Source organism: Rufibacter aurantiacus (genome assembly GCF_017916345.1).
In the GTDB taxonomy this organism is placed as follows: Bacteria; Bacteroidota; Bacteroidia; order Cytophagales; family Hymenobacteraceae; genus Nibribacter; species Nibribacter roseolus.
Genome location: NZ_JAFMSV010000001.1, coordinates 1116719 through 1130034 on the forward strand (window position 1 = coordinate 1116719; position 13316 = coordinate 1130034).

A 13316-nucleotide genomic window follows, 5' to 3' on the forward strand; every position below is an offset into this window, starting at 1 on the left:
TTTTCATTACCTAGCCCTTGACTTTCGGCTTACTGCCTTTGTTTATGGCTTCCGGCCCCTTCCAGCGAACTCAAAGGTAAAGTCGGCTGTTTCTCACACAAATACCCTGAACTCCGTTTAGAGGCTGCTTTCCAGAAATCAACCCCTAAATGGAGTTAACAGCGCTTAACGCAAGACTCAGCACACCTTTCACTACCTTTGCCCAAAATAAAATTCCCTTGACTTCCACTCCTAAAATCCTGCTCATCACGCCGCCGCTTACGCAGCTGAACACGCCCTACCCCGCCACCGCTTACATTAAAGGTTTTCTGCGCGGCCGAGGGTTTGACGTGACGCAGACTGATTTCGGGTTGGAGTTGGTTTTGCGTCTGTTTTCCCGCAAAGGCCTGAACCAGGTATTCCAAGCCATTCTGGACGGTGCTTACGAGCTATCGGATAACAGCCAGCGAATGCTGCGCCTGCGCAAAGCTTACCTGGACACCATTGAGCCCGTCATCCGTTTCCTGCAGGGCCGCGACAGCACGCTAGCGCACCCCATCGCGATGGGTTCATTTCTGCCGGAGGCTAGCAGGTTTCTGCAGTTAGCCGATCTGGAGGAAGCCTTCGGGACCATGGGCATCACTGATAGGGCCCGGCACCTGGCCACGCTGTACCTGGAGGATTTAGCCGATCTGATCAAGGAGACCGTGTGCCCGCACTTCGGTTTTAGCCGGTACGCAGATAAACTGGCCCTCAGCGCCACGTCCTTTGACCCGTTGGAAGAAGAACTGCAAACCGCGCCTAATCTGGTAGACCAGATGCTACTGGATTTGCTAGCCGAACGGATGCAGGAAGTGCAGCCCGAGGTGGTAGGTTTTTCCGTTCCTTTCCCCGGAAACCTGTACGGTGCGTTGCGGTTGGCGCAGTTCATCAAGCAAAAGTACCCGCACGTGAAAACGCTCATGGGCGGCGGCTACCCCAACACCGAACTCAGAAGCCTGCGCGAGCCCCGCATTTTCAAATACATTGATTTCATCACACTGGATGACGGCGAAGGTCCGTGGCTCAAACTGCTGGAGTTTTTCCAGGGCCAACGCGACGTAGAGCAACTGCAACGCACCTTCCTGCTGCTGAACGGTGAGGTACAGTACCTCAACGGCTCCACCGATGCCGACATCCCGCACACCGAGGTAGGCACGCCCGATTACAGCGACCTGAAAATCCACGAGTACCTGAGCGTGGTGGAAGTGCTCAACCCCATGCACCGCCTCTGGTCAGACGGCCGCTGGAACAAACTCACCATTGCCCACGGCTGCTACTGGAAACGCTGCTCCTTCTGTGACATCACCTTAGATTATATTTCCCGCTACGAGACCGCCCCGGCCACGCTGCTGGTGGACCGCATTGAGCAGATTATCGCGCAGACTGGCCAGACCGGTTTCCACTTCGTAGACGAAGCCGCCCCCCCGCTAGCCCTCCGTGATTTGGCCATTGAATTGCTGCGCCGAGGCGTGAAGATTACCTGGTGGGGCAATATCCGTTTCGAGAAAACCTTCTCCGCTGATCTGTGCCGTTTGCTGGCCGCCAGCGGTTGTATTGCCGTGTCCGGTGGGTTGGAAGTAGCTTCTGACCGCCTGTTGGCGAAGATGGAGAAAGGCGTGAGCATCGCCCAGGTGGCTAGAGTGACACGTGATTTCACCGCCGCCGGCATTATGGTGCACGCCTACCTGATGTATGGCTTCCCCACCCAAACCGCACAGGAAACCATTGATTCCCTGGAAGTGGTGCGGCAGCTGTTTGAGCAGAACGTGATTCAGAGTGGGTACTGGCACCGGTTCTCCATGACCGCCCACAGCCCCGTGGGCAAGAACCCCGAGAAATACGGCGTGGTGAAAGTGGGCCCGGAACCTGGCTTGTTCGCCGATAACGACTTGTGGCACGAGGACCCGCAGGGCGCCGACCACGAGCTTTTCGGGGCTGGTTTGGCGAAAGCGCTGTATAACTACATGCACGGCATTGGGCTGGAAGAACCGCTTTCTTTCTGGTTTGATTTCAAAGTGCCGCGCTCCTCTCACCCCAAGAACATGATTGCCCAAGCGGTGGAAGCCATCGGCAAACCCGATTCTGAGAAGCAGAATCTTCGCGTGCTATGGCTGGGTAATGCCCCGGAAATAGAAGTAGTCACCAAAACCAAGAAAGGCCGCACCTTCCACAACGCCCTGCTCACCTTCACTGAGAAAACCGAGGAATACGAAATCAGGACCTCTCCCGAAGTGGGACAATGGCTGCATTCCTGGCTCACCAGACTGTCTGAAGATTACGGCACCAAGTATTTATTGAAAGACCTGGCCGCCGATTATCCTGAGGGGCAAATGTTCACCTTCCAGGAGTTCCTGATCACCGATACGTGGTTGGATCTGCGGGAGCGCGGGTTATTGGTGGTGTAAGGCTGTTGGCGCAGACGCTCGCAGGTCCTCCGGACGCTACGAGGTCTTTTGAGCAAACGCTATTGGTTCTCGTATATGGGTAGATGCAGAAGACAAAGGAATTTGAGCCTTGTAAGTTCTATCATGTTTATACCCGAGGCAATAACAGCGAAACGGTTTTCGTGAATCAGGAAAGCTATTTTCACTTCCTTCAGTTATACCGGAAATACGTGGCTCCGTTTGTGCATACTTACTGCTACTGCCTGTTACCTAACCATGTGCATTTCCTGATTCAGGTGAGGGAAGTAGAGGCGCTTTTTAAAAGAAGCGAGCAAAACCAGGAGTTGATACCTGTTCGCATTCAGAGGCAATGGGGACATCTCCTGAACGCTTTTACCAAAGCCATGAACGCCCGCTACGACAGAGTAGACAGTCTGTTCCAGAAGCGGTTCAGAAGAAAAGAAGTCACTTCTGAAGCATACTTTACAAGCCTGATTTTTTACATTCATTTCAACCCGCAACATCACGGGTTAATTCAGGATTTCAAAGATTGGCCTTACTCATCTTACAATAGCCTCTTATCACAAAAGCAGACTAACTTGGAACGAGAAACAGTTCTCAAATGGTTTGGAGGCAAGAGCCCCCTGAAAAGTTTCCACAAAGCAAATGCTGACTTCCGCAGCATCATTCCTCTTATAGAAGAAGACGAATTGTAATGCCGTTTGCTCAAAAGACCTTGTAGCGTCCGGAGGACCTGCGAGCGTCTGTGCCTATACCTCCCGCTGCATGTACAGATCCCGCTGCACGTCCTCGCCCAGCACAAAAGTCAGCTCACCCGCTTCCCGGAAACCGTATTTCTGGTAGAACCGGATGGCCCGCTCGTTGCTTTCCCACACGGTGAGCCACACCACGTCGTGCCCCTTTTGCTGCGCGCGTTCTAAGCTCATTTTCATCAAAGTATCGCCTAAACCGCGGCCGGTCCAGGCCTGGAGCAGATACAGCCGGCTTATCTGAAAAGGCTTCTTCCCGGATATTTCAGATGGCGCCGGGCTAGTGCTCCACTTCACATAGGCCACGGCCTCTCCCTCAGATTCCACAATCAGGAACTCCGTATCTGGATCGGCTAATTCTGCGGCCTGTAGTTCCGGGGTGTACATGGTGGGCTGGAACGCGGCCATGTCCTCGGGACGGTTGTAGGCTGCAAAAGTCTCGTCAAAGGTGCGCCAGCCCAGATCGGCAAGTAAGCGGGCATCGGCGGCGGTTCCGGGTCTGAAGGTGAATTGGTTTGATGGTAAAGCAGGCATAAAGCTTAATTCTAAATAGGGACGCAAAGATACGCCAGAGTTCCGCAGGAAACCGTATAGCAGTTGATCTCCGGAAGCAGCTTCCTGTTTAGAGCCTGTTTTTGGGAAATCGGCCCCAAAACAGGAACCTTGTTCCGGGCTGGATCTTCAAATTCGTCTCGTTAGTGTCGCCTACCCAACCCATCGGTAAGGTCTCCGTTTGTTATTTAAATTGATTCTGATGCCCATTATGGGTAATATGCCTTCTTAAATCCGCAAATAATTTCTGTACATATGGCCGAAGAAAAAGACTTTCCCCAGCCTCAGCCCGAGGGCGAGGAAGGGCAACGCCCGAATGAAGCCCGCCGCAATTTCCTGAAACAATCTTCTATCCTGACCGCCTTCGCGCTGACGCCGGGCGTGGCCGTGAAAGCCGCCGATCTGAAGTTTGAGGAGAAGGTGGCCGCCGCCTTTGAGAAGGTGAACGTGACGCTGGAGATCAACGGCAAAAAACGTAAGCTTTCCGTGGAGCCCCGCACCACCGTGCTGGACCTGCTCCGCGAGCAACTCCACCTCACCGGCACTAAAAAGGGCTGCGACTACGGCCAATGCGGTGCCTGCACCGTGCACGTAGACGGGCAGCGCGTTCTGTCTTGCCTCTCCCTGGCGGTGATGCAGGACGGAAAGAAAATCACCACCATTGAGGGCCTCGCCGACGGCGACAAACTGCACCCCATGCAGGAGGCCTTCATCAAGCACGATGGGTTCCAGTGCGGTTACTGCACCCCGGGCCAAATCATGAGCGCGGTGGCTTGCGTGCGAGAAGGCCACGCCGATTCTGACGATGAGATCCGCGAATACATGAGCGGCAATATCTGCCGGTGCGGCGCCTACCCCAACATTGTGAACGCCATCAAGGAAGTTAAAAACGGAGGACAGAAAGTATGAACCAGTTCCAATACGTTCGGCCTACCAAAAACAAAGCGGCCATTGACACGGTAGCCAAAGAGCAGACCGCCATGTTCATTGCCGGCGGTACCAACCTGCTGGACCTCATGAAACGCGGCATCGTGGTGCCCGAGAAGCTGGTGGACATCAACAAACTGCCGCTCCGCAAGATCGAGAAAGAAAACGGCGCGGTCCGCATCGGGGCACTGGCCCTGAATGGTGAAGTAGCCGAGGACAAACTGGTCCTGGAAAAGCATCCGCTGTTATCCCAAGCCTTGAATGCGGGCGCCTCGGCGCAGCTCAGGAACATGGCCACCGTAGGCGGGAATATGCTGCAGCGTACCCGTTGTCCGTATTTCTATGACACCGCCCTGCCCTGCAACAAGCGCGAACCCGGCACCGGCTGCGGCGCCCTGCAAGGCTTCAACCGTATGCACGCCATCTTCGGGCACAGCGATAAATGCATCGCCGTGCATCCTTCCGATATGAGCGTGGCCCTGGTGGCGCTGGATGCCAACGTGCTGGTCTCCGGCCCCAAAGGCGACCGCAAGATCCCTTTTGCCGAGTTCCATCGTCTGCCCGGCGACACTCCGCAGATTGACACCAACCTGCAGAAAGGTGAGCTGATCACCGCCGTGGAGGTGCCGGAAACCGCTTTCACCAAAAACGTGAATTACCTCAAAATACGCGACCGCGCGTCTTACGCCTTCGCGCTGGTATCAGTGGCGGCGGCGCTCCAGATTGAAAACAACACCATCAAAGATGCCCGCCTGGCCATGGGCGGCGTAGCTCACAAACCCTGGCGCCTGACCGATGCTGAGAAAGCCCTGGTGGGCAAACCAGCAACGGAGCAGACATTCCGGCAGGCCGCCGAGATCGCTATGCGCGGGGCCAAGGCCTTTGAACACAATCAATTTAAACTGAAACTAGGCCCTAACACCATTGTGCAGGCGCTGAAAAACGCGGCAGCTGCCGTTTAACCTCTCTTCCTTATGAAAGATTATTTCTTCCAAGATAACGTCGGGAAGCCGATGGACCGGGTAGACGGTCGGCTGAAGGTGACGGGCGCGGCCAAATACTCCGCGGAGTACGAATTGCCCAACATGGCGTACGGCGTGCTGGTGGGCAGTACCATCACCAAAGGCCGCATCAAGAGCATCGACACCAAAGCCGCCGAGCGCGCGCCGGGCGTGATTGCCGTGCTGCACTACCAGAATGCCCCAAAAGTACCGGGCTACATCCAGGCCGCACACCCAACGGAACCAAAACCCGTCGGGCAGCCGCACCGCGTGTTCTATGACGACAAAGTCTACTTCAACGACCAGCCCATCGCCATTGTGGTGGCCGATACGTTGGAGCGCGCCCGCTATGCTGCTAGGCTGGTGAAAGCGCAGTACGAAGAAGACAAACACGCCACTGACTTTCTCAAGCACCAGTCCAAAGCCATTCTGCCTACGCACGCCCAGCGCAACCCTAAGCACTACTTAAATGATTATGTGAAGGGCAAAGAGGATGCGTACAAAGGCGAACCGCTGAAGGTTGAGGGCGAATACGTCATTCCTACGGAATTCCACAACCCCATAGAACTGCAGGCCATTGTGGCCCACTGGGAAGCTGACAACCGCCTCACTGTCTATGATAAAACCCAAGCGGTGATTGGTACGCAGAACGCATTTGCGAAGGAGTGGAACATTCCGGTGGAGAACGTGAAGGTGATTGCCACGTTTGTGGGTGGCGCCTTCGGGAACGGGTTGCACACCTGGCCCCACGAAACCGCCGCCATCATCGCTGCCAAGAAGGTGAACCGCCCGGTGAAGGTAATGCTCACCCGCGAGCAGATGTTCACCATGGTGGGATACCGTCCGTTTGCCTGGCAGAAAATGGGCATGAGTGCGACCAAAGACGGAAAAATCACCGCCATCACGCACGAAGCAATCGGACAAACGTCTTCTTACGAGGAGTTCACGGAGTCTGTCTTGCAGCAGACGCGCATGATGTACACCAGCCCCAACATCACCACCCGCTACCGCATTCTGCCGCTGGACGTGAGCACGCCCATCTGGATGCGCGGTCCCGGCGAGGCCACTGGCGCGTTCGCCTTGGAATCGGCGATGGATGAGATGGCCTACGTGCTGAAAATGGACCCGCTGGAGTTCCGCATAAAAAACCACACCGACCGCGACCCTGAACGTGACCTGCCCTGGTCTACCAAATATCTGACCGAGGCCATGCAGATGGGCGCCGAGAAAATCGGTTGGAAAAACCGAAAACTAGAACCCGGCACCGTGCGCAACGGCGAATGGCTGGTAGGCTACGGCATGGGCGTGGGCACGTTCGGCTCGCACCGGAACCGGGCCTCGGCTAGAGCCGTGCTTCGCTCCGACGGAACCGTACTCATCCAGAGTGCCACTACCGATATCGGCCCCGGCACCGGAACGGCTATGGTACAGATCGCCGCTGATGCGTTGGGCATGGACCCCAGCAAAATCACCTTTGAGCTGGGAAGTTCGCTTTTCCCGCCGGCACCTAGCCAGGGCGGATCGGCTACGGTGGCCAGCGTGGGCTCTGCCGTACAGGCTGCCTGTAATTCTCTGAAGAAGAAGCTGGCTACAATGGCATCCGGCAACGCGGAATCCAGCTTCAAAGGAGCCAAATACGAGGACCTCGCTTTCAAAGACGGACAGGTTTCCCTTGCCAACGCGCCCAACACCAAGCTGTCTCTCACTGATATTTTGAAACAGCAGCGCCTGCCGGAGTTGGAAGCCACCGAGGAGTCAAAACCAGACAATCCGGAACGGAACAAATATTCCATGTACTCGTTTTCGGTGCATTTTGCAGAAGTGCAGGTGCATCCGCTCACCGGTCAGGTACGGGTGACCAAGTTGGTTTCCTGCGCCGATGCGGGTAAAATTGTGAACAAGAAAACAGCCGGGAACCAGATGATTGGTGGTGCCGTGGGCGGCATCGGGATGGCCCTGACCGAGGGTGCCGTGATTGATGACCGATTCGGGCGCTACGTAACCAAAGACTTCGCCGAGTACCACGTGCCGGTGCACGCCGACTCGCCTAACATTGAGGTGGCTTTCGTGGACAAACCGGACTTCATCGGGAACCCGCTAGGGACGAAAGGTATCGGGGAAATCGCGACCATCGGCGTAGCGCCGGCCATTGCCAACGCCATCTTCAACGCCACCGGTAAACGCATCCGGGAACTGCCTATCACCCCGGATAAGTTGATTTAAGCTTATTCCTTATAGAAACAGAAAAGCCGCTCTACTAGATAGAGCGGCTTTTCTGTTTTGGAGGTTTTTTGGTGAAATCGGCGTGTAAACGGCCAATCCATTTTAGACTAATACCGGTAGCCGGGGAAATACTTGATATCAAACTCCATGTAGTCCTCATCATGACCGTTACCGGTGTGGGTATCGCCGCCGTCATCCACGATGCTTTTTACCTCTATTAGCCCGTAAATGACCCAGGAGTTGTTGAGAGGGTAGCGCACCCTTACTGCGTAGATATCGCCGGCCTGCACGTTGTTCACCTCGGTCTTTTCAGGGCCATATTGTTTCATAGCGGCTGCAATCTGGTTGGGCTGGCTCCAGTTCCTGGCGGCGGCGGGCACTTTCACGTACGCCACCTGTCCTTCGCCCATGCTCGGGCCCGACGTAAAAGAATGCTCAAAGCGCTGATCGAGCCAATCTCTAGGAGGCATTTTGTTTGTAAGGAAGGCGAACGGGGTAAGTCCGGGCTCATTGACCAAAGTCTGTGGCTGGGAATCCCCAATGCGATAGTCCAGGATGGTCAAAGAGTTTCTTTTCTCTCCCCAATAGTTGTAGAGTTTCACGCCTTTGTATTCTGAAGAGGCAGATACGGTAAACTTCACCTCAAAGGGTTTGCCGGTGGCCGGATTATGGTAAACGGCGCCATTTGCCTCCTGGGGCTCTACCGTGAGTACAATCTCCTGGCCCGGTTGCGCCTGCATTGGGCTATCGTTGACAATGTACTCCAGCTCGTACTCATTGGAGGTTAGGCCACCAGAAACAGAAGAAGCCGTGCGGTTCACCACCAACGGAAAATCGCGCCCCCTCAGGTTGTCATAGACCTTGAGATCTTTGATACCTTGATTGGAGTCAAACCGAAAGAAATAGCGGAGGGTATCGCCGGAGTAGACGCGCATTTCGCTTGCCCGTCCAGACGGGATGTAGCCGTTATTGGTGAATTTGGAAAAGAGCACGCTGCTGGTTAAAGCGGCATAAGGAGCAGGGGCTGGTTCATCGTCATCAGAGCAGGAAGCTAATAAATAGGGAGCGGCTAGAAGCCAGAGCAGTTGGAAAAGTTTTTTCACGGTAACATAAGGGTTAGATGGAGCGATTCCTGTCTCTTAGTTTACAACTGCACCTGATATGTCCCGACCACACTTTTTAACGACAGGTATCTCTTCAAAGCAAAGACCATTCCAAGGGCTTTCACCCCTAGCTCCAGAAAAGGCTCTTTGCCTGCTTGTTTACCAAAGCGCTGATGCACAAGCAGGTTGTCCCTGAGTTTTTTTAAAGGAAAATTAATTCATTCTGCAACTTCTGCCCCATTGCCGGAATCTCCAATACAATACATCCCTAACAGATGGTCTCTTCTATGAAATCTTTCCTGGCGCTTTTAACCGTTTTGGGCCTGTTTTTAACAAAAGCGGCCGCACAGGCTGTCTGGACTCCCAGCCCACCCCTTAGCTCCACTTTCGCCAACACCACCAGCATCGCAGTCAGTCCGGTGAATGACAGAATCTTCATTGGGTCAACCGATGGCGGTATCTTGAGTTCTGATGATGGCCGGATCTGGCAGCAGGTGTTACCCCACGCGGTGGTCAGTCTCCTGGCGAAAGCAGACGGCACCCTGCTAGCCGGCGGAAAAGGAACTGTCTACCGCTCCGTAGACCAGGGCCAGAACTGGACTTCTCACCCGGTCAGCAGTGAATACTCCATCCGGAAGATTGTGGCAGATAGTGAGGGAAAACTGTATCTGGTTACCGGAGACCTGGGCGAAGACGGTAGCGAAGAGGAATTTTACGTGGGAGACGGCGTTTTCACCTCCACAGATAATGGCCAAACCTGGACGAAGGATATTCAGGGCATGACCGGTACTTTGAGCGCCTGGAATCTGGCGGTGGGCAAGAACGATCAGGTGTACGTGGGCACCCATGACGGAAACGGGCGGCAAGACACCAGGATAGGTTTATACACGCGCCAGAAAGAGCAAACCACTTGGCAACCCGTTGACATCAAATTCCGGGAGATTGCCAACTTCAATGTGGCGTACCTGCACTCCATCGCGGTGGATGAGAACGACAGCCTGTATGTTGGCGTGGCCGGAAGCTCTGGTAGTTTAGCCGTGGAAGGAACCCTTAAATCTTCGGATAATGGGCAGACGTGGCGGCCTTTGTACCTCACCCACAACACCACCTGGAATTACTGGCATCAACCCGTGGCCCATAGCTTTTACGTGAGCAAAGACGGCACGCTCTGGACCAGCAACTGGCCCAGCCGGGGCATTCTGGTCTCCAAAGACAAAGGAGAAACCTGGACCAGGGATATGCAAAACATCGGGACTCCACCTTATGCCTCCAGCCTGCAACACTTTCAGTTTGCCGAGAACAGCCAAAACAGGATTTTCGCCCTGCAGCCTTTTGACAATTATGTGTATTCCAAAATCTACCTGTTAGGCACAGATAACCCTTCAGAGGATTTAAGGTTCACGCTGGAGGCTTTCCCCAACCCGTTCCGAGATCAGTTGAACCTCCGGTTTACCCTCTCCTCGCCTTCTGCAGTACAGATTCAGGTGACAGATGCCAAAGGGGCATTGGTTTACAAACAAGCATATAAAGCCTCGGCCGGCGTCAACGCCTTGCAATGGAAGTCACTTCATAATGCTCCCGGCGTCTACTACGTTTCCGTACAGACCGACACGTATCAAAGCACCAAGAAAGTAGTCTTGTTACCCTAATCACAAAAGAGCCTCGCCCGTTTTAAGGCCGATTTCCTAAAAACGGCTCCAAAACAGGCGAGGCTTTCTTTTGCTGTTAGTTAATGCTTAGTCGCGCTTGCTTTTCAGCAGCTTGCGCAACTCGGCGAGTTCATCGCGGTACTTGGCGGCTTGCAGGAAGTCCAGCTCTTTGGCGGCGGCTTCCATCTGCTTCTCGGTTTTCTTGATGACCTTCTCCAGTTCGTCCTTCTTCATATACTGCACCACCGGATCAGCGGCCACGGACATGAGGCTTTCATCTGGGCCGGCGTAGGCCTTCGGCTCGCGTTTGTTACTATCGGCCACCGAGGTCTGCTCCATGATCGCTTCCTTGGACTTGAGCACGGTGCGCGGCGTAATGCCATGCTCCAGGTTGTACTCCATCTGCACGGCGCGACGGCGGTTAGTCTCGTCAATGGCGCGCTGCATGGAACCGGTCATGCGGTCGGCGTACATGAGCACTTTTCCGTTCTCGTTACGGGCGGCACGCCCGATAGTCTGGATGAGGGATCTCTGGTCGCGCAGGAAACCTTCCTTATCCGTGTCCAGGATGGCTACCAAACTCACCTCCGGTAAATCCAAGCCTTCACGAAGCAGGTTCACGCCAATAAGCACGTCAATCTCGCCCAGGCGGAGTTCCCGCAGAATCTCTACCCGTTCAAGAGTTTTCACCTCAGAGTGGATGTATTTCACCTTGATGTTGAGGCGCTCCATGTATTTGGTGAGTTCCTCGGCCATGCGTTTGGTCAACGTGGTCACCAGAATACGATCCCCGCGTTTGATGCGGTTGTCCACCTCGTCCAGCAAGTCGTCAATCTGGTTCTGGCTAGGCCTGATCTCAATCTCGGGGTCCAGAAGACCCGTAGGGCGGATGATCTGCTCTACCACCACACCCTCTGATTTCTGGATCTCGTAGTCGCCGGGGGTGGCGCTCACGAAGATGACCTGGTGCATCACGCTCTCAAACTCGTTGAAGGTAAGCGGGCGGTTATCCATGGCGGCGGGTAAACGGAAGCCGTACTCCACCAACGCGGTTTTGCGGGAGCGGTCACCACCCCACATGGCGCGCACCTGCGGCAAGGTGGCGTGGCTCTCGTCAATCACCATCAGAAAGTCATCGGGGAAATAGTCCAGGAGGCAGAATGGGCGGGCACCGGGCTCGCGACGGTCAAAGTAACGCGAGTAGTTCTCAATACCGGAGCAGTAGCCCAGTTCCCGGATCATCTCCAGGTCAAACTCGGTCCGCTCCTTAATGCGCTTGGCCTCGTTGTCACGCCCTTCTTTGAGGAAGTATTCGTGTTGGGCCACCATGTCAAACTGAATCTCGTTGATGGCTTGGTTCAAGGTGTCTTTGCCGGTCACGAAGAGGTTGGCTGGGAACAGCGAAATGCCTTCCTCGTCGGCGATCTTCTTTCCACTCTGCGGATCAATGCGCTGGATGGACTCAATCTCGTCGCCCCAGAAATAGATGCGGTACGCGAAATCGGCGTAGGCCGGGAAAATATCCACGGTATCGCCTTTCACCCGGAAGGTTCCACGTGTGAACTCCACCTCGGTGCGGCTGTAGAGAATGGACACGAACTGGTAGAGCAGGTTGTTCCGGCTCACCTTCATGCCCGGGGCCAAAGGAATCACGTTCTTCCCGAATTCCTCGGGGTTGCCTATACCGTAGATGCAGCTCACCGAGGCTACCACAATCACATCGCGGCGGCCCGAGAGCAAGGCCGAGGTACAGTGCAGCCGCAGCTTCTCAATCTCCTCGTTGATGGCCAGGTCCTTCTCAATGAAGACATCAGACGAGGCGATGTAGGCCTCGGGCTGGTAGTAGTCATAGTAGGAGATGAAGTACTCCACCGCGTTGTTGGGGAAAAACTGCTTGAACTCGCCGTACAGCTGCGCGGCTAGGGTTTTGTTGTGGCAAAGCACCAGGGTGGGCTTTTTCACCTCCTGGATCACGTTGGCTACCGTGAAGGTTTTACCCGTACCGGTGGCACCCAGCAACACCTGCGCGTGCTCACCGGTTTTTATACCACGCACCAATTCCTTGATGGCTTTGGGCTGGTCTCCGGTTGGTTGAAATTCTGAGGTTAACTGAAAATCCATAGAGGAATTAAATACAATCAAAGGTAACGGATTATAACACCAGGCTTGGCAAGAGAGTTTACCTTCTTGCTAAATATACTGGTGTTTAAAGGCTACTTTACTAAAATAACGCAAAAACGCCGCTTTTGGCAAAGCGGCGTCTCTGTTTTATATGACCAGAAAAGAATCTTCTAAGTTTAGTTGCAGGGCGACTCACTCACGGTGAGCACCTTTACATGCGGATAAATGATAGGAATGAAGCCGGGACAGTCAGGCGCCTCGTTCTCCGGGATGGATTTGATGGTGATGTACAGCCTTTTGCCTGGCACCTGATAGACAGGATGCAAGTTGAAGGTGTTCACATACACCGTGTCATTACTGGGTTTGGTGTCCACTATCTCGGCCGCGGCTGGATCCAAAACGGCCAATACCGTACCACAGCCCTGGTCTAATACCACCGCCTCAAAACAATCGCTGGTTACCTCCTCATCCTCGCAACTGGAAAAGGTGAGCAAACCCGCAAGCCCTAATAAAGCTACTCCTCTTAAACGCATTTATTCTATCAAACTTTTATGCTAATAATTTG

Annotated in this window: 10 protein-coding genes; 6 read left to right on the forward strand and 4 right to left on the reverse strand. The window is 54.4% G+C overall.

The window, feature by feature from the left end; all coding sequences use genetic code 11:
- Window positions 1-149 precede the first annotated feature (149 nt).
- Window positions 150-2426, forward strand: a complete 2277-nt coding sequence (locus tag J3P34_RS04640; protein ID WP_210486629.1) for a B12-binding domain-containing radical SAM protein — start codon at window positions 150-152, stop codon at window positions 2424-2426.
- An 83-nt stretch (window positions 2427-2509) separates the two neighbouring features.
- Window positions 2510-3121, forward strand: a complete 612-nt coding sequence (locus J3P34_RS04645; protein ID WP_210486632.1) for a hypothetical protein — start codon at window positions 2510-2512, stop codon at window positions 3119-3121.
- Between the two features lie 54 nt (window positions 3122-3175).
- On the opposite strand, the gene J3P34_RS04650 is transcribed toward J3P34_RS04645, so the two are convergent.
- Window positions 3176-3709, reverse strand: coding sequence for a GNAT family N-acetyltransferase (locus J3P34_RS04650; protein ID WP_210486634.1), 534 nt, complete (start codon window positions 3707-3709; stop codon window positions 3176-3178).
- A 273-nt stretch (window positions 3710-3982) separates the two neighbouring features.
- Between J3P34_RS04650 and J3P34_RS04655 the strand changes: the two genes are divergently transcribed.
- The 3 genes from J3P34_RS04655 to J3P34_RS04665 are packed head-to-tail and all read left to right on the forward strand — an operon-like array spanning window position 3983 to window position 7878.
- A complete protein-coding gene (locus J3P34_RS04655) occupies window positions 3983-4636 on the forward strand; it encodes a (2Fe-2S)-binding protein (RefSeq protein ID WP_210486636.1) in 654 nt (217 codons plus the stop codon).
- Window positions 4633-5616, forward strand: a complete 984-nt coding sequence (locus J3P34_RS04660; protein WP_210486638.1) for an FAD binding domain-containing protein — start codon at window positions 4633-4635, stop codon at window positions 5614-5616. The genes J3P34_RS04655 and J3P34_RS04660 overlap by 4 nt, the downstream gene beginning before the upstream one ends.
- A 12-nt stretch (window positions 5617-5628) precedes the next feature.
- A complete protein-coding gene (locus J3P34_RS04665) occupies window positions 5629-7878 on the forward strand; it encodes a xanthine dehydrogenase family protein molybdopterin-binding subunit (RefSeq protein WP_210486641.1) in 2250 nt (749 codons plus the stop codon).
- Between the two features lie 107 nt (window positions 7879-7985).
- Here J3P34_RS04665 and J3P34_RS04670 read toward each other — a convergent pair whose 3' ends face one another.
- Window positions 7986-8981, reverse strand: a complete 996-nt coding sequence (locus tag J3P34_RS04670) for a hypothetical protein (protein WP_210486643.1) — start codon at window positions 8979-8981, stop codon at window positions 7986-7988.
- A gap of 287 nt (window positions 8982-9268) precedes the next feature.
- On the opposite strand from J3P34_RS04670, the gene J3P34_RS04675 reads away from it, so the two are divergent.
- The gene (locus tag J3P34_RS04675) at window positions 9269-10630 is read left to right on the forward strand and encodes a T9SS type A sorting domain-containing protein (protein WP_210486645.1); all 1362 of its coding nucleotides are present in this window, start codon (window positions 9269-9271) and stop codon (window positions 10628-10630) included.
- An 87-nt stretch (window positions 10631-10717) separates the two neighbouring features.
- Here J3P34_RS04675 and uvrB read toward each other — a convergent pair whose 3' ends face one another.
- Entirely contained in the window at window positions 10718-12751 is a 2034-nt protein-coding gene (gene uvrB / locus J3P34_RS04680; RefSeq protein WP_210486646.1) for an excinuclease ABC subunit UvrB, read from the reverse strand.
- Between the two features lie 176 nt (window positions 12752-12927).
- Window positions 12928-13284 (reverse strand): hypothetical protein, encoded by a 357-nt coding sequence (locus tag J3P34_RS04685; protein ID WP_210466618.1) that lies wholly within the window; start codon window positions 13282-13284, stop codon window positions 12928-12930.
- Between the last annotated feature and the right edge of the window lie 32 nt (window positions 13285-13316).